Below are 16,781 nucleotides of genomic sequence, written 5' to 3'. Positions count from 1 at the left end.
GCGTTGCTGGCGATGCTGGCGCTGGCGCCGCTGTGGACCGTGCAGGCCGGCGCCGCCGGCGGCGCGCTGGTGTCGATGGTGCTGGTCGCCACGCTGGCGCGGCGCGATCTGCTGCATCCCCAGGTCCAGGGCGGCCACCATGAGGCGGGCTCGCGGCTGCTGCTGACCGGCGTGATCCTGGCCGCGGGCTGGGGGGCGGTCATCACGCTGATCCTGAGCATCGCGCCCGAGGGCCGGCTGCGCGGCATGCTGTTCTGGCTGACCGGCGATCTGGGCGGCACCGCCAGCTACGGGCTCGCGCTCGGCACGCTGGTGCTGGCGCTGCTGCTGACGCTGCCGATGGCGCGCGCGCTGAACGTGATGCTGCTCGGCGAGACCGTGGCCCAGTCGCTGGGCGTGCGCGTCGGCCGGGTACGCCTGTCGGCCTACCTGGTGGCCTCGCTGTCGATTGCGGCGGCCATCACCACGGCCGGCTCGATCGGCTTCGTCGGGCTGGTGGTGCCGCATCTGGTGCGGCTCGCCTGGGGCAACGACCAGCGCCTGCTGTTGCCCGCCGCGGCGCTGCTGGGCGGCACGCTGCTGATGGCGGCGGACCTGATCGCGCGGACCGTGATCGCGCCGGCGCAATTGCCGGTCGGCGTCATCACGGCGCTGCTCGGCGTGCCGACCTTCCTGTTCCTGCTGCTGCGCCGGCCCCGATGAAGGATCCGCAATGACGACCGCTGTCGACTGGACCGTCCCCACCGTGCCTTGCCCGCGGCTGTCCCTGCACGGTCTGGGTTTGCGCGCGGGCGGCAAGACGCTGTTCGACGCGCTCGACTTCACCATGCGGCCGGGCGAGCTGTGGTGCGTGCTCGGCCCCAACGGCGTCGGCAAATCGACGCTGATGGCGGTGCTCGCCGGGCTGCGCCCTGCCGAGCGCGGCGAAGTCCGTCTCGACGGCGAGCCGCTGGCCACGCTGGCGCGCCAGCGGCCCGAGGTCCTGGCCAGGCAGCGCGCCTACCTGCCGCAGGCCATTCACGACACCTTCTCGATGACCGTGCACGACGCGGTCGCCGTCGGCCGCCACCCGCATCTGTCGGGATGGGTCTGGAGCGGCCGCGACGACGACGCGGTGGTGGCCGCGCTGCTCGAGGCGCTCGACCTGTCCGGCCTGGCCGGCCGCGACGTGCTGACGCTGTCCGGCGGCGAGCGCCAACGGGTGTCGCTGGCCGCGGTGATGGCGCAGCAGGCGCCGCTGCTGCTGCTCGACGAACCGCTGGCGCATCTGGACCTGCGCCATCAGATCCTGGTGCTGGACACGCTCGCGCGCCTGACGCGCGCCGGCCGCCAAGCCGCCATGCTGATCCTGCATGACCTGAACCTGGCGCGCCGCTATGCCACGCACGCGCTGCTGATGGCCGAGGACGGCAGCTGCCTGCACGGCCCGGCCGACGAGATTCTGACGCCCGCCCACTGCTCGCGCGCGCTGCGCACGCCGATCATCGCCGTCGCGCAGGGCGCGCATACGGCGTTGATCGCCAATGGTCCGGCCTGAGGCACGGCCGCGCCGCTTACCGCTTACCGCCATGACAACCGACCACGACGACAACGAGAACCACGGCAATAACGACAACAACGGCAGCAGCGGCGGCAACGCGATCGATGGCCGCAACGACATCGACGGCCGCGACGAACGCCACAAGGCCCGCATGGTCCGCAAGAAGGCGGTAGTTGACGCGAAGATCGCCGCCGCGCAGGACGAGCGCGGCGTGATCGTGATCACCACCGGCAACGGCAAGGGCAAGTCGAGCTCGGGCTTCGGCATGGTGATCCGCGCGCTCGGCCACGGCATGCAGGCCGGCGTGGTGCAGTTCATCAAGGGCGCGTTTCCCAGCGGCGAGGAGATGTTCCTGCGGCGTTTTCCCGAGCAATGCCGCTTCCACGTGATGGGCGAGGGTTATACCTGGGAGACCCAGGACCGCGCGCGCGATGTGGCCAAGGCCGAGGCCGCGTGGGAGGTCGCGCGCGGGCTGCTGCGCGACCCGTCGATCGGGCTGGTGCTGCTCGACGAACTGAATATCGCGCTGAAGATGCACTATCTGGACGTCGATACCGTGATCGCCGATCTGCGCGCGCGTCCGCCCATGCAGCATGTGGTGATCACCGGCCGCGGCGCGCCGCCCGCGCTGATCGAGGCGGCCGATACCGTCACCGAGATGACGCCGGTCAAGCATGCGTTCCAGCACGGCATCAAGGCCCAGCGCGGCATCGAGATGTAAGCCATGACGTCCGTATCCAACACCGTGCCGAACACCGCATCGAACACCGCCTTGAACACCGATTCGCACTTCGCGCTCCCTACGATCGCACCGCTGGACGAGGCGCTGCGTCCGACGCTGCAGGAGGCCATCGACGACAAGACCAAGCCGCTCGGCGCGCTCGGCCGGCTGGAATCGCTGGCCCTGCAGATCGGGCTGATCCAGCGCAGCGCACGTCCCGAACTGCGGCGCCCGGCGATGATCGTGTTTGCCGCCGACCATGGCATCGCCGATGCCAGCGTCAGCGCCTATCCGGCCGACGTCACCGTGCAGATGGTCCGCAATTTTGCCGCCGGCGGCGCGGCGATCAATGTGTTCGCGCGCCAGCACGGCATGGCGCTCGAGGTGGTCGATGCCGGCGTGCGCGTGCCGCCGGGCGTGGCACAGGGTCTGGTGGACTGCCGCATCGATGCGGGCACGCGCAACTTCGTCGACGAACCGGCGATGCGGCGCGAGCAGGCCGAGGCCGCGCTGGCGGCGGGCGTCGGGCGCGTGATGCACCATGCCGCGCAGGGCACCAATGTGATCGGCTTTGGCGAGATGGGCATCGGCAATACCTCGGCCGCCGCCTGTCTGGTCAGCCGGCTGACCGGCCTGCCGATCGCCGCCTGCGTCGGGCGCGGCACCGGCCTGGACGATGCCGGGCTCGCGCGCAAGCTGGCGCTGCTCGAGCGCGCGCTGGCGCGGCATGCCGATGCGGTGGAACCACTCGATGCCTTGGCCGCCCTGGGCGGCTTCGAGATCGCGATGATGGCGGGCGCCTTCCTCGCCGCGGCGTCGCAGCGCATGGTGATCCTCGTCGACGGCTTCATCGCGTCGGCGGCGCTGCTGGTCGCCAGCCGCCTCGATCCCAAGGTGTTGCCGTACTGCGTGTTTTCGCACTGCTCGCACGAGCAGGGCCATCGCGCGCTGCTCGAGCACTTCGGCGCGCGGCCGCTGCTGGCGCTGGACCTGCGGCTGGGCGAGGGCAGCGGCGCCGCGCTGGCGTATCCGCTGGTGGTATCGGCGGTGGCCTTCCTGCGCGAGATGGCGACCTTCGGCGCGGCGGGTGTCAGCACGGCCAGCGCGACCGCGGACGCGAACGACGGCGCCGACGCGTCCGCGCGATAGACTCGCGCCATCCTCTCCGCCATCCGCCCATGACGACGATGCCGACCGAGCCCACGCCCGCGCCGCCGCGGCGGCCGGCCCACCCACTGCTGCACCGCGCCTGCGACGAGCTGCGCTACCTGCTGACCGCGGTCGGCTATTTCACCCGCGTGCCGGTGCCGGCCTGGGTCGGCTTCGCCCCGCACTACCTGCATGCCGCCGCCCGCTATTTCCCGCTGGTCGGCCTGATGGTCGGCGCCATTGGCGCGCTGGCGACGCTGGCCGCGTGGCTGCTGTGGCCGCCCGCGGTCGCGGTGCTGATCGGCATCGGCGCCACGCTGCTGCTGACCGGGGCCTTCCACGAGGACGGCCTGGCCGACTGCGTCGATGCCTTCGGCGGCGGCTACCGGCGCGAGGACGTGCTGCGCATCATGCACGACTCGCGCATCGGTACCTTCGGCGCGCTGGCGCTGGTGCTGGCCCTGCTGCTGAAATGGCAACTGCTGCTGGCGCTCGGCCAGCGCGGCGGGCTGCGCGAATTGCTGCTGGTGCTGGTGGCCGCGCATGCCGCCAGCCGTGCGATGGCGGTCAGCTATCTGGCGACGCTCGACTACGTGCGTCCCGAGGGCAAGGCCAAGCCGGTCGCGCAGCGGCTGTCGCCGCGCGGCCTGGCGCTGGTGCTCGCCTGCGGCGCGCTGCCGCTGATGGCCGTCGCGCCCGGCTTCGGTGTCGCTGCTATCGCCGCCCTCGCGCTGCTGCGGCTGGTTCTTGGGCGCTATTTCGTGCGCCGCATCGGCGGCTATACCGGCGACTGTCTCGGCATGGCGCAGCAGCTCGGCGAACTGCTGATCTATCTGCTGGCGGCGGCATGGATCTGGTCCTGATCCGGCACGCGCATCCCGCGGTCGATGACGGGGTTTGCTATGGCAGGCTCGATCTGCCGCTGGCCGAGCCGATGTCGCCGCCAGCTGATGCGATCCTGAATGCCGCATCGGCGGCGGCTCGCGCCAACGGTGTGCCGCCACCGGCGCGGATCCTCTGTAGCCCCGCGCAGCGCGCTCGCGCTACCGCGCAGCGCATCGCACAGGCCTTCATGACGCAAGCCGGTGGAACGGCGCTGACGATCGACAGCGATGCCCGGCTGCACGAACTCGACTTCGGCGCCTGGGAAGGGCAGCGCTGGGATGCGGTGCCGCGGGAGAGGCTCGATCAGTGGGCGGCAGACCTGATGGACGCCTGCCCGCATGGCGGCGAATCGGCGCGCAGGGCCTACGCCCGCGTGGCCGGGTGGGCCGATTCGCTGCAAGCGTCTCCGTCCGTGCTCGCGCCCGCGTCCGCGTCCGAGCCCGAGCCCGAGCCCGAGCCCGAGCCCGAGCTTGAATCATGCCTGTGGGTGGTCGGCCACGCCGGGCCGATGCGGATGCTTGCCGCGCATTGGCTGGGTCTGCCGCTGTCGGTCACGCTCGACTGGCAACTGGGCTGGGGCGCCAGCTGCGGCTTCCGGCTCGATCCGGGCGCGGCGCGGCCGAGGCGCCTGTTGTGGTGGAACCGTACGGTTGGCTGAGGGCCGACGCCAGCCCTACGCACACGTCGACGCAAAGGGCATCCCGCAAGCATCGCGCTACTGCGCAGGCCGCCGGCTTCGCGCCACCTCCAGCTGGCGACACAGGATCTCCGCCGCATCGATGGCGCGCGGTCCGGCCCGATTGATCAGGTCGCCGTCGATCGTGAACAGGTTGCCGCGCGCCACCGCTGTCAGCTGCTGCCAGCGCTGCCATTGCGCGAAATCCGCCAGCGGCCGGTCCGCCTGCGTCGCGCCCATGCTGGCCGTGATCATCGCCTCGGGATTGCGCGCGAGCACCGCTTCGACCGAAATCGTCGGCACCAGCGGCGTCTCGTCGGCGAACACATTGCGGCCGCCGCACAGCGCCAGCATGTCGCTGACCATGTGCTGGCCGTTCAGCGTCATCAGCGGCTGCTGCCAGACCTGATAGAACACCGACACCGGCGGACGCGCGGCGTGGGCCTTGCCCAGCGCGGCGATGCGCGCGCGCAGGCGTTCGGCCGCGGCATGCGCGGTCGGGCCGGTGCCGAGCAGCACGCCCAGCTTCTCGATGTTGTCGGGCACCGCCATCAAGCGCCGCGGCTCGCTGTGGAACAGCGGCAGGCCCAGCGCGCGCAGCCGTTCGGTCTGCTTCTGCGCGTTGCCATGCCGCCAGACCACGATCAGGTCGGGCTTCAGCGCCGCGATGCGTTCGAGATCGAGCGCCTTGTTGTCGCCCACCCGCGCGATCGCGCGCGCCTCGGGCGGGTAGTCGCTGTAGTTCACGGTGCCGACGATGCGGTCGCCGCCCCCTGCCGCGAACAGCATCTCGGTGACATGCGGGGCCAGCGACACGATGCGGCGCGCCGGCTGCGCCAGCGTGATGGTCTGGCCGGCATCGTCGACGACGGAGACCGCGGCGCGCGCGTCGATGGGCACGGTGGTGGCGAACGCCGTGGCGAGCCATGCGATGGCGGCAACACCGTGGGCGGCAGAACGCAGGGCAATACGCGTGGCTGAAGGTGCAGCGGAACGCGTGGCGGCAAGACGCGTGGCGGCGTGCGGCCGACGTCGGCGGGACAGGAACGGCAACAGGGGCATGTCAGAGCGGAAGAATGGTGGCGAGGGCATCGGCCAGCCGCTGCCAGCAGGCCTCGCGATCGGGCGGCAGGCCGAGGCGCAGGCTCGGGAGCCTGGCGGTATTGTCGGTGGTATCGCTGGGGGACTTGGCCGTGGAATCGCCGGATGAATCCCCGGGGCGACCGCCAGCGAAATCCCCGGCGCGACCGCCGGCGGCCTCCCGCGAAGCCAAGGACGCCCCCGGTGCATCGAACAGCCGGGTCCAGACGCCGGCATGCGCCAGCGCCTGATGCAGCCGCACGGCATCGGCATGCGGCACCCACGCGAACAGCGGCAACGTGACCGGCGCCAGGCCATGCCGCCGCAACAGCGCATCCAGCCGCGCACTGGCCACGCGCAGACGCGCCCGCGTGGCGGCCTGCCAATCGGTATCGCGCAGCGCCAGCCGTGCCACCGCGCGTGCCGGGCCGGACACGGTCCAATGCCCAAGACGCTCGGCCAGCGCCTGCAGCAGCGCCGGTTGCGCCAGCACGAAGCCGCAGCGCACCCCGGCGAGCCCATAGAACTTGCCCAGCGAGCGCAGCACAATCAGGCCGGCACGGTTGCTGTCCGCCGCCAGCGAGCCACCGCCTTCATCGGTAACCCACGCGTCGGCGAAGGCCTCGTCGACCATCAGCGTGCCGCCGCGCGCGGCCAGCGCGGCATGCCAGCCCAGCAGGCGTTCGCGCGGCACGATGCGGCCGGTCGGATTGTTCGGATTGACGACCACCAGATGGTCGAGGCCATCGGCAAGGGCCGGATCCGAGAAGTGAGCCTCGTCCAGCGGCACCACGCGATGGCCGGCGGCGGCAAACGCCGGCGCGTACTCGCTGTAACCGAGCGCGGCGATGCCGACGCGGCCCGGCGGCAGCAGCGCGGGCAGCGTGCGGATCGCGGCCTGCGAACCGGCGACCGGCAGGGCATGCGGCGAGCCGTAGGCGCGGGCGGCGATCTCCGCGAGGCCATCGTCGTCCTGCGGCAGCCGCTGCCAGCAGTCGGCCGGCAACGGCGGCACCGGATAGCCGTCCGGATTGATGCCGGTCGACAGGTCGAGCCAGTCGGCCGGGTCGCGGCCGTAGCGGCGCACCGCGGCCAGCAGATTGCCGCCGTGGCGGATCGGAGGGGGCAGGGAATGCGGGTGGTTCATCGCGACAGCGCCAGCCGTTGGGCGACGATGCCGCAGGCGAGCGTCAGCGCCAGCAGATTGCCGCCGTGGCGGATCGGAGGGGGCAAGGGATGCGGATGGTTCATCGCGACAGCGCCAAACACTGGGCGACGATGCCGTACGCGACGGCCAGGGCCAGCCAAAGCCACAGCGTTCGCCGCACCAGCCGCAGGCTGGCCATGACGTCGGCGGCGCCCGGCGGCTGGCCTTCGCCCAGCGGCGGACGCGCTTCCCACTGGCCGTGGTAGCGGGCCGGACCGCCGAGCGCGACACCGAGGGCACCGGCGCCCGCCGCCATCACGGGGCCGGCGTTCGGACTGGACCACGCCGGGGCCTGCACGCGCCAGCAGCGCAGGGCGCGCGCGGTCGAGCCGAGCAGCGCATAGGACAGCGCGGTCAGCCGCGCGGGAATCAGATTCAGCAGATCGTCGAGGCGGGCCGCGGCCCAGCCGAAATGCAGCAGGCGCTCGGTCCGGTAGCCCCACATCGCATCGAGCGTATTGGCGAGCCGATAGGCGATCGCCGCCGGGGCGCCGCCGATCAGGAACCAGAACAGCGCGCCGAAGATCGCGTCGTTGCCGTTCTCGAGTGCCGATTCGCAGGCCGCGCGGGCCAGTGCGGGCGCATCGGCGTCCGCGGTGTCGCGCGAGACGATGCGCGCGGTCAGCTGGCGTGCTTGCGGCAGGTTCCCGTCGGCCAGTGCGCTGGCGATCGGTTCGATATGCTGGCACAGGCTGCGCGCGCCCAGCGTGGCATACAGGCCCAGCGCATGCAGCAGCCAGCCCAGCCAGGCACCGGCAAGTTCGGTGGCGGCAGCGATCAGCAGCGCGGCCAGCGCCGCGGGTCCGAGCACCAGCACGGACCAGGCCATCAATCCGATGCCACGTTGGCGCCAGCGAGGTCCCGGCCGGTTCAGCGCGCGCTCGGCGGCATTGGCCAGTCGCCCGAAGCCGACCAGCGGATGCCAGCGGCGCGGCTCGCCGAGCCAGCGGTCGAGTCCCGCCCCTGCGAGGGCCGTCAGCGCAATGGCGGCGCCCGGCGCCAGCGGCGCCGCGGGCCACAGCGAACTCACCATGCCGGGTCCGGTCCCTTGATCGCGACCGGCAGGCCGGCGACCAGCAGGCGCACGCGGTCCGCGGCGGCGGCCAGCTTCTGGTTCAGGCGGCCGAGTTCGTCGACGTAGAAGCGGGTGATCGCGCCCATCGGCACCACGCCGAAGCCGATCTCGTTGGAAACCAGGATCACGTGGCCGGGCAGCGTCGGCAGCGCGGCCAGCAGCGCGTCCATCTCCTCGGTGAAGGCCGGCGGCGGCGTGATGACGCCGTGCTCGGGATAGGCACGCTTGTCGAGGAAGATCAGGTTGTTCAGCCAGACCGTCATGCAGTCGACCAGGATGCAGCCCTCGCGGCGGGCATGCGCGTACAGCGCGTCGGCCAGATGCAGCGGCTCCTCGACCAGGTTCCAGTCGGCGGGGCGCCGCGCGCGATGCAGCGCGATGCGCAGCTGCATCTCCTCGTCGGTGTCGTCCGGGTCCTCGCGCGCGGTGGCGATATAGGTCACCGGACCGCCGGTGGCCAGGGCGTGATCGGTGGCCAGCTGCTCGGCGAAGTGGCTCTTGCCGGAGCGCGCGCCACCCAGCACCAGCGTCAGCTCGCGCGGCCCGGGCCTGGGCAGGCCGACGGCCGTCTGGGTGGCCACCGCGATGGCCGCTTCGCCGGTGGGCAGCGCGACGTCGGACGGCGTGTCGGCGGGGCCGGTGCCGGCGTGAGGAGGGGCCTTGGGTTCCATCCGGGTATTGTAGCGGGCGCATCGCGTGCTGCCAGGGCGGATCGGCGCGGGGCTCGGTGTGGTGCGGGGACCGAGGCGAGGGATCGATGCGGCAGATCGATGCGGCAGATCGATGTGGCGGATCGATGCGGCGGATCGATGCGGCGGATCGGTGTGGGGACCGGTACGGCGGTCGGCCCCAGGGCCAGGCGCAGGATGCCGATGGCCGGGCATGGGCCGATGCGATAATCGCCGCGATGCAAGCCTATCCCGATCCGACCGATCCCCCCGAAGCAGCAGGCTCAGCCGACGCCGCCGACCACGCACCGGCCGTCCCCATTCCCTACGCCTCGCTGTTGCGCGGCACGCTGATGATCCAGGGCACGACCTCCGACGCCGGCAAGAGCACCGTGGTCGCGGGCCTGTGCCGGCTGCTGGCGCGTGCCGGGGTACGGGTGGCCCCGTTCAAGCCGCAGAACATGGCGCTGAACAGCGCCGTCACCGCCGACGGCGGCGAGATCGGCCGCGCGCAGGCGTTGCAGGCCCAGGCGGCCGGGCTGGCGCCCCACACCGACATGAACCCCGTGCTGCTCAAGCCGAGCAGCGACACCGGTGCGCAGATCATCATCCATGGCCGCGCCCGGCTGGACCTCGATGCCCGCGCCTATCACGCGTACAAGCCGGTCGCGATGCAGGCCGTGCTGGCCTCGCACCGGCGCCTGCGCGAGGGCTACGACGTGGTGCTGGTCGAAGGCGCGGGCAGCCCGGCCGAGGTCAATCTGCGCGAGCGCGACATCGCCAACATGGGCTTTGCCGAGGCGGTCGATTGCCCGGTGGTGCTGGTCGCCGATATCGACCGCGGCGGCGTGTTCGCGCATCTGGTCGGCACGCTGGACTGCCTGTCGGCCAGCGAGCGCGCGCGCGTCAAGGGCTTCATCATCAATCGCTTCCGCGGCGATATCGGGCTGCTCGAACCGGGGCTGGACTGGCTGCGTGCGCGCACCGGCAAGCCCGTGCTGGGCGTGCTGCCCTATCTGCATGGCCTGCATCTGGATGCCGAGGACGCGGTGGCCGCCACGCAGTCGGCCAAGGATGAGGGCGCGCCGCGCCTGCGCGTGATCGTGCCGGTGCTGCCGCGCATTTCGAACCATACCGATTTCGACGCGCTGCGCGCCCATCCACGCGTGGACCTGCGCTGGATCGGCCCTGGCATGCCGATCCCGCCTGCCGATCTGATCGTGCTGCCGGGCAGCAAGAGCGTGCGCGCCGATCTGGCGTTCCTGCGCCAGCAGGGCTGGGACCGCGCGCTGCTGCGGCATCTGCGCTATGGCGGCAAGGTCGTCGGCATCTGCGGCGGCATGCAGATGCTGGGGCGCCGCATCGAGGATCCGGACGGAAGGGAGGGTGCGCCCGGCGGCAGCGACGGGCTGGGCCTGCTCGACTTCGCCACCGTGCTGGCCGCCGACAAGCAGTTGCGCCAGGCGCGTGGCACGCTGGCCCTGCCGCAGGCGGACGCCAGCGTTGCGGGCTACGAGATCCATCTGGGCGTCACCGAAGGCCCGGCGCTGGCGCGGCCCGCGCTGCGGCTCGACGACGGCCGCGCCGACGGTGCGCTGTCCGACGATGGCCAGGTGCTGGCCACCTATCTGCATGGGCTGTTCGACCATCCGGCGGGCTGTGCAGCGTTGCTGCGCTGGGCCGGTCTGGATGGCGCCGACGGAGTCGACCTGGCCGCGCTGCGCGAAGCATCGCTCGAACGCCTCGCCGATACGATGGCCGCGCATCTGGACCTGAGCGCCTTGCTGGCGCCGCTGCGGCCGGCTGCAAGCTGAGGTCGGCCCGAGGCCTGAAGCGCGCCGCGCGGTGAAGCGGCCACCGACAGGCAAGCCGCGAGCAGAAGCCGGCGGCCGGCTGAGGCCAGCCGCCGGCCGAAGCCACGGGCGCGGTCCGAGCGCGGCGCCGGCATCGCCCAGATCGAGGCGCCGGCCGACGTCCCGCAAGACCGGCCTGCTACACTTGTCGGCTTTGTCAGCCTCGTAGTGCGCGCCGGTATCGGCCGGCCGCGCCATCGTTCCACACCATGGTTACCGGCCGCCTGCGCGTCCTGCTCGTCAAACTCCATCTGTATATCGGCCTGTGGCTCGGCGTGCTGTTCGTGCTGCTGGGCCTGACGGGCACCGTGCTGTCGTGGCGCCACGAGATCGACGCCGCGCTCAATCCCGAGCTGCTGGTGGCCTCCGCGCCGGTGTCGCTGCCGCTGCGTGCCGACGCCGTGCAGGAAGTCGTCGCGAAGCTGAAGGCCGATCCGCAATACGGCAAGCCGAGGATGCTGATGCTGCCGGTGTCGGAGCGCGACGTCTTCATCGCCTGGTATCACGTCAAGGAGCCGGGCAAGGCCGCCCCGGTGCCGGGCCGCTCGCGCCAGGTGATGATCGATCCGGCCACGCTGGCGATCAAGGGCGAACGCGTCTGGGGCGAGCCCGGGCTGTCGCGCCCGTTGCTGATGCCCACGCTCTTCCATCTGCATCACTATCTGCTCGCCGGCGATACCGGCAAGACCGTGGCCGGCGTGGGCGGCATGCTGCTGCTGTTCACGGTGCTGGCCGGCATCGCGCTGTGGTGGCCCAAGCTGAAGGCGCGCGCGATCCTGCAGGCGTTTCGCATCACGCACGGCGGCTCGTGGTGGCGGCTGAACTATTCGCTGCATCGCGCCGGCGGCATCCTGGCCGCGCCGGTGCTGGCGACGATCGCGTTTTCGGGCTGGTATCTGAATCTGCCGAAGTGGGTCACGCCGCTGGTCGGCAGCGTGATGACGGTCACCGCGCCGGCACGGCCGGCGTCCACGCCGCCCTACGAGGGGGCCATGCCGATGGGCACGCAACAGGCCGTGCAGGCGGCGCAGGCGCTGTACCCGAAGGCGATCGTGTCGCGCGTGACCTTCCCGCGCCAGCCGACCGATGTCTACGAGATCCGGCTGCGCCAGCCGGGCGAGGTGCGCCAGGGCAGCGGCGCGACCCGGCTGTGGCTCGATGCCTATACCGGTGCCCGCCTCGGCGTGCGCGATCCGCTCGCCGCGCCGGCCGGTGACACCGTGCTGAACTGGATGTATCCGCTGCATACCGGCGAGGCCTTCGGCATGCCGGGCCGCATCTTCATCTCCGCGTTCGGGCTGACGCCGCTGCTGTTTGCGCTGACCGGCGTGCTGATCTGGTGGAAGCGCCAGCGCGGCCACCGGCGCCATCTGAAGAAGACCGAGCAGCGGCAGGCAGTACGCCGCTGACGCCGTGCAGCGCCCGTGCGATTTCGCCCGGGCGCGGCCGGCAGCAGCCGTGCCGGTCCCTGCGCGGGCGGGACGGGCGCTGACACGGAGTCGGGAAAGCGGGAGCGGAGAAGGCGGGGAAGGCGGGGAAGGCGGGAAAGGCGGGAAGGGGGGCAGGGCCGGCAGGCCTGGCGCCGCCGGCCTTGCCCGCTAGATTTCCAGATTGTCGATCAGGCGCGTGGCGCCGAGCTTGGCGGCGGCCAGCACCACCAGCGGTTCGCCGGCCGCGTATTCATCGCGGCTCGGTGCCTGCAGATTGCTGCGCTTGCGGATCGACACGTAGTCGGGCTTCCAGCCGCGGGCCTTCAGCGCATCGAGCGCCTGCGCCTCGACCGCGGTCAGTTCGAGGCCGCGGCCGGCGTTGGCCAGCACCTGGTCGCGCACCTGATGCAGCGTGCGGTACAGCATCGGCGCCTCGGCCCGCTCGTCCGGCGACAGATAGCGGTTGCGCGACGACAGCGCCAGGCCGTCCTCGGCCCGCACGGTCTCGGCCGGCACGATGTCGATCGGCAGCGCGAACTGGTTTGCCATGCGCCGCACGATCATCAGCTGCTGGTAGTCCTTCTTGCCGAACACCGCGACGCGCGGCTGCGCGCACGAGAACAGCTTCATCACCACCGTGCAGACGCCATTGAAGAAGCCCGGGCGGAACTCGCCCTCCAGGATGTCGCCCAGGTCGTGCGGCGGATCGACGCGGTATTCCTGCGGTTCCGGGTACATGTCGCGCTCGGTGGGCGCGAACAGCACGTAGACGCCTTCCTTCTGCAGCTTCTCGATGTCGTCCTGCAGCGTGCGCGGATACTTGTCGAAATCCTCGTTGGGACCGAACTGCAGCCGATTGACGAAGATCGAGGCCACTACCGGATCGCCATGCTGGCGCGCCAGCCGCATCAGCGACAGATGGCCTTCGTGCAGATTGCCCATGGTCGGGACGAAGGCGATCCGGTTCTGGCCGCGCAACTGGTCGCGCAGCTCGTGAATGGAGGAAATGACTTTCATGGATGCGGTGTACTGCTCGTCAGGAAAAGCGCGCGGCGATGCCGGGGCTATGCGGGGGTATAGGCCAGGCGCACGTAGATCGGCGCATAGGGCTCGGCCTGGGTGATTTCGACCAGGGACTCGCGCGACAGCTCGAGCATCGCGATGAAATTGACCACCACCACCGGCACGCCCTTGCCCGAGCGGATCGCATCCTCGAACAGCTCGGTGAACTCCATGAAGCGGGCATGCTGCAGCCGGCGCAGGATCTGGCTCATGTGCTCGCGCACGGACAGTTCCTCGCGCGAGATCTTGTGGTGCTGGTTCAGCTTGGCGCGCTTGAGCACGTCGGCCCAGGCGGCCTGCAGGTCGGTGGTGTCGACGTCGGGGAAGCGCGGCGCCAGGCTCTGCTCGATGTAGACCTGCGAGCGCAGGAAATCGCGGCCCAGCTGCGGCACCTGATCGAGCTTCTGCGCGGCGAGCTTCATCTGCTCGTATTCGAGCAGCCGGCGCACCAGCTCGGCGCGCGGGTCTTCGGCGTCCTCGTCGCTGTCGGCCTTCTTGACCGGCAGCAGCATGCGCGACTTGATCTCGATCAGCATCGCGGCCATCAGCAGGTATTCGGCCGCCAGCTCCAGATTGCTCTTGCGGATCTGCTCGACATACGCCAGGTACTGGTGCGTGACCTGCGACATCGGGATGTCGAGCACATTGAAGTTCTGCTTGCGAATCAGGTACAGCAGCAGGTCCAGCGGTCCTTCGAACGCTTCGAGGAAGATCTCGAGCGCGTCGGGCGGGATATACAGGTCCTGCGGCAGCTGGAACAGCGGCTCGCCGTACAGGCGCGCGAACGCCATGCCGTCGACCGTGTCCGGCGAGGCGCCCTCGGGCGCCGCGCTGGGCAGCTCGAGCGCGAGCGCGAGCTTGTCCTGTTCGCTATGGTTCATGAGTGGGGCGGTTGCGCACGCATCGCGGCGGTCGGCCGGGGCCGCGGCGCCGGGATGCGTGCCGGCATCAGTCCAGCGAGTAGACGTAGGGCTTCTGCGGGACCCGCGATGCCTCGGCGCGCTGGCGCTCCTCGAGGTCGATCGGGGCCTTGTCCCACAGCAGGGCGCGGCCTTGGCGCTGTTCCGCCTCCAGCGACGGGCGCTCCTGCTTGAGCGCCTTCAGGAACTGGGTGATCTCGGATTCGTACATGGCCATGGCAGGAAAGCTATACAGAATGCTATAGGGGAATGGAAAACTGCCGCGATTCTACCGTATTGCCATGCCGGGGCGGGCTTTGCCGGCCTGGGGCGCTCGGGGTTTGGGGATCGGGCCGTGGGGTGTGGTCAAATAGCGACTTTGTCGGATCGCAACGACGGATGATATTGGACCTCGGGATCATGCGCATCGGATTCCGCCGCCCCCGGGGCAGCGGCGCGGTGGCGTCCGCGCAGGCGTCGCGGTGGTTTGCCCGGCGGTTGGCCGCGCAGCCGGCACCCTCCCTGGCTCCCCACCTGCCTCCCCCGCCGGCTCGCCCGCCGACTCCTCTGCTCGCCCCGCTGCTGGCCCCGCTGCTCGTGCTGCTGTTCGTCCTGCTGCCGGCGCCGGTCCAGGCGGCCTACCGGGTCCAGGTGGAGGCGCCCGAGCCGCTGAAGGACATCCTCGAAGAGCATCTGGACCTGGTCCGCTATCGCGAACGGGCCGACCTGGGCGAGGACCAGATCGCGTACATGATCGAAACGGTTGGCGACCAGGTCCGGGCCTTCGCCGCCACCGAAGGCTGGTTCGATCCGCAGACCACCACCCGTGTCGAGGGCAGCGGCGACAGCCGCGTGATCCACGTGACGGTCGACCCGGGCGCCCGCACGCTGATCCGCCACGTCGATGTCGATGTGCGCGGGCCCGCCGCCACGCGATCGCCCGAGCAGGTCGAGGCGATGCGCAAGAAGTGGGGCCTGCCGGTCGGCGATCCGTTTCGCCAGTCCGACTGGGACAAGGCCAAGGAAGACGCGCTGGTCGAGCTGCAGAGCAACGCCTACTACGGCGCGAAGCTGGCCGCCTCGCAGGCGCGCATCGAGCCCGAGGAGCGCGCCGCCGATCTGAGCGCGACCTACGACAGCGGCCCGGCCTACCGCATGGGCGCGCTGGTGGTCAGCGGCACGCGGCGCTATCCCGAGCAGATCGTGCGCAACGTCAATCCGCTGTACGTCGGCGAGCCCTATCGCGTCGAGCGGCTGCTGGAGTTGCAGCGGGCGATCCAGAACCAGCCGTACTTCTCCAATGTGCTGGTCGAGCTCGGCGATCCGGTGCCGGACGCCGACGGCAATGGCGACACGGTGACTGCGCCGGTCAATGTGCGGGTGCGCGAGTATCCGGTGCATCGGATCGTCTCCGGCGTCGGCTACAACACCGATACCGGCGCGCAGGTCGAGGGGCGCTACGCGTACTACAACCTGTTCAACCGCGCCTGGATCTTCGATTCGCAGGCCCGCATCGAGCAGAAGCGGCAATACGCCTTCGCCGAGGTGGCGATGCCGCCCGACAGCAAGACCTACCGCAACAGCGTCTACGCCAGCTACGAGCGCACGCTGGATATCGAGAATACCGACACCCGGAGCTGGCGTACCGGCGTGCGCCGCGCCCGCACGCGCGAGCGCTACGACACCGCGCTGTCGCTCGATTTCTTCTACGACGACCTGCAGCCGTACGACCAGCCGCGCCAGCTGAGCAAGGCGCTGGTGCCGCAATACGCGTGGACCCGCCGCGATGTCGACAATCCGGTGTTCCCGCGCCGCGGCAATATCATCAACACCCAGATCGGCGCGGCGGTGGAGGGCTTGCTGACCGACCAGAGCTTCGTCCGCCTGTACGGCCGCATCCGGCAATACATCCCGGTGCGCACCCGCGACCTGATCGTCGCCCGGCTCGAGCTTGGCGCGGACCTGACCAGCGGCAGCGCCGACAAGATTCCCGCCACGCTGCGCTTCCGCGCCGGCGGCACCGATTCGATCCGCGGCTACGGCTTCCAGTCCATCGGCACGCGGCGGGGCACCAGCGTGCTGCCGGCCAAGTACCTGGCCACCACGAGCCTGGAGTACCAGTACTGGTTCAAGCCCGACTGGGGCGCGGCGATCTTCTGGGACGCCGGCACCGCCACCAACAACCTCGACGGCGTGCGCATCTACCACGGCGTCGGCATCGGCGCGCGCTGGCGCAGTCCGGTGGGACCGGTCCAGCTCGACGTGGGCTACGGCATCCAGGAGCGGCAATTCCGCCCGCATATCTCGCTGGGAGTGGCATTCTGATGGCGATGCGTCCTTCGTGCCGGCCGGCAGCGGCGCATGAGGCGATCGTCGGGGGCGCCTGGATCGCTTCGATAGCTCCGGTTGCATCGATGGCTTCGATGCCTCTGATGCTTCTGATGCTTCTGATGCTTCTGATGCTTCTGATGCTTCTGATGCTTCTGATGCCTCCGATGGCGCCGATGGTTTCGGCCGCTGCGATCGTCCCCGTCCC

17 protein-coding genes are annotated in these 16,781 nt (G+C 70.8%); 10 read left to right on the top strand and 7 right to left on the bottom strand.

Annotated elements, in window-relative coordinates:
• The 6 genes from AC6EI8_RS15665 to AC6EI8_RS15640 form a co-directional block, all read left to right on the top strand.
• A partial coding sequence (locus AC6EI8_RS15665; RefSeq protein ID WP_498382331.1) for a FecCD family ABC transporter permease occupies positions 1–702 on the top strand: 702 nt, incomplete at its 5' end.
• A gap of 10 nt (positions 703–712) precedes the next feature.
• Entirely contained in the window at positions 713–1,537 is an 825-nt protein-coding gene (locus AC6EI8_RS15660; protein ID WP_498382330.1) for an ABC transporter ATP-binding protein, read from the top strand.
• Between the two features lie 31 nt (positions 1,538–1,568).
• Positions 1,569–2,261 (top strand): cob(I)yrinic acid a,c-diamide adenosyltransferase, encoded by a 693-nt coding sequence (gene cobO, locus AC6EI8_RS15655; protein WP_498382329.1) that lies wholly within the window; start codon positions 1,569–1,571, stop codon positions 2,259–2,261.
• A 3-nt stretch (positions 2,262–2,264) separates the two neighbouring features.
• Complete coding sequence (cobT, locus tag AC6EI8_RS15650; protein WP_498382328.1) at positions 2,265–3,410, top strand: nicotinate-nucleotide--dimethylbenzimidazole phosphoribosyltransferase; 1,146 nt, start codon at positions 2,265–2,267, stop codon at positions 3,408–3,410.
• Positions 3,411–3,448: 38 nt separating this feature from the next.
• Positions 3,449–4,273 (top strand): adenosylcobinamide-GDP ribazoletransferase, encoded by an 825-nt coding sequence (locus AC6EI8_RS15645; protein ID WP_498382332.1) that lies wholly within the window; start codon positions 3,449–3,451, stop codon positions 4,271–4,273.
• Positions 4,258–4,953 carry a histidine phosphatase family protein gene (locus AC6EI8_RS15640; RefSeq protein ID WP_498382326.1) on the top strand — a complete coding sequence of 232 codons (696 nt, stop codon included), beginning with the start codon at positions 4,258–4,260 and terminating at the stop codon, positions 4,951–4,953. The genes AC6EI8_RS15645 and AC6EI8_RS15640 overlap by 16 nt, the downstream gene beginning before the upstream one ends.
• A 57-nt stretch (positions 4,954–5,010) precedes the next feature.
• On the opposite strand, the gene AC6EI8_RS15635 is transcribed toward AC6EI8_RS15640, so the two are convergent.
• The 4 genes from AC6EI8_RS15635 to cobU all read right to left on the bottom strand — a co-directional run bounded on the left by AC6EI8_RS15635 (position 5,011) and on the right by cobU (position 9,004).
• On the bottom strand, positions 5,011–5,871 hold the full coding sequence (locus tag AC6EI8_RS15635; protein WP_498382325.1) for a cobalamin-binding protein: 861 nt from the start codon (positions 5,869–5,871) through the stop codon (positions 5,011–5,013).
• A gap of 163 nt (positions 5,872–6,034) precedes the next feature.
• Positions 6,035–7,198 (bottom strand): threonine-phosphate decarboxylase CobD, encoded by a 1,164-nt coding sequence (gene cobD, locus AC6EI8_RS15630; RefSeq protein ID WP_498382324.1) that lies wholly within the window; start codon positions 7,196–7,198, stop codon positions 6,035–6,037.
• Between the two features lie 100 nt (positions 7,199–7,298).
• On the bottom strand, positions 7,299–8,291 hold the full coding sequence (gene cbiB / locus AC6EI8_RS15625; RefSeq protein ID WP_150084413.1) for an adenosylcobinamide-phosphate synthase CbiB: 993 nt from the start codon (positions 8,289–8,291) through the stop codon (positions 7,299–7,301).
• Entirely contained in the window at positions 8,285–9,004 is a 720-nt protein-coding gene (gene cobU, locus AC6EI8_RS15620) for a bifunctional adenosylcobinamide kinase/adenosylcobinamide-phosphate guanylyltransferase (protein ID WP_150084411.1), read from the bottom strand. Before cobU ends, cbiB begins: the two co-directional genes overlap by 7 nt.
• Positions 9,005–9,240: 236 nt before the next feature.
• Between cobU and AC6EI8_RS15615 the strand changes: the two genes are divergently transcribed.
• Both AC6EI8_RS15615 and AC6EI8_RS15610 read left to right on the top strand, forming a co-directional pair.
• On the top strand, positions 9,241–10,815 hold the full coding sequence (locus tag AC6EI8_RS15615) for a cobyric acid synthase (RefSeq protein WP_395896718.1): 1,575 nt from the start codon (positions 9,241–9,243) through the stop codon (positions 10,813–10,815).
• A gap of 248 nt (positions 10,816–11,063) precedes the next feature.
• Positions 11,064–12,263: a PepSY-associated TM helix domain-containing protein gene (locus AC6EI8_RS15610; RefSeq protein WP_498382323.1), complete on the top strand. Its 1,200-nt coding sequence runs from the start codon at positions 11,064–11,066 to the stop codon at positions 12,261–12,263.
• A gap of 189 nt (positions 12,264–12,452) precedes the next feature.
• On the opposite strand, the gene panC is transcribed toward AC6EI8_RS15610, so the two are convergent.
• The 3 genes from panC to AC6EI8_RS15595 all read right to left on the bottom strand — a co-directional run bounded on the left by panC (position 12,453) and on the right by AC6EI8_RS15595 (position 14,483).
• Entirely contained in the window at positions 12,453–13,301 is an 849-nt protein-coding gene (panC, locus tag AC6EI8_RS15605) for a pantoate--beta-alanine ligase (RefSeq protein ID WP_149317712.1), read from the bottom strand.
• Between the two features lie 47 nt (positions 13,302–13,348).
• On the bottom strand, positions 13,349–14,227 hold the full coding sequence (locus tag AC6EI8_RS15600; protein ID WP_150084408.1) for a segregation and condensation protein A: 879 nt from the start codon (positions 14,225–14,227) through the stop codon (positions 13,349–13,351).
• Positions 14,228–14,294: 67 nt separating this feature from the next.
• Positions 14,295–14,483: a DUF3460 family protein gene (locus AC6EI8_RS15595; RefSeq protein WP_149317714.1), complete on the bottom strand. Its 189-nt coding sequence runs from the start codon at positions 14,481–14,483 to the stop codon at positions 14,295–14,297.
• A gap of 359 nt (positions 14,484–14,842) precedes the next feature.
• Between AC6EI8_RS15595 and AC6EI8_RS15590 the strand changes: the two genes are divergently transcribed.
• On the top strand, positions 14,843–16,570 hold the full coding sequence (locus AC6EI8_RS15590) for an autotransporter assembly complex protein TamA (RefSeq protein WP_223819796.1): 1,728 nt from the start codon (positions 14,843–14,845) through the stop codon (positions 16,568–16,570).
• Positions 16,570–16,781, top strand: a 212-nt coding sequence (locus tag AC6EI8_RS15585) for a hypothetical protein (protein WP_498382322.1), incomplete at its 3' end; no start/stop codon positions are given. The genes AC6EI8_RS15590 and AC6EI8_RS15585, both read left to right, overlap by 1 nt.

It is taken from the genome of Cupriavidus sp. R6-3 (genome assembly GCF_059772245.1).
The sequence above is the reverse complement of the archived record's forward strand: the minus strand, read 5'-3'. Positions and strand labels throughout refer to the sequence as shown.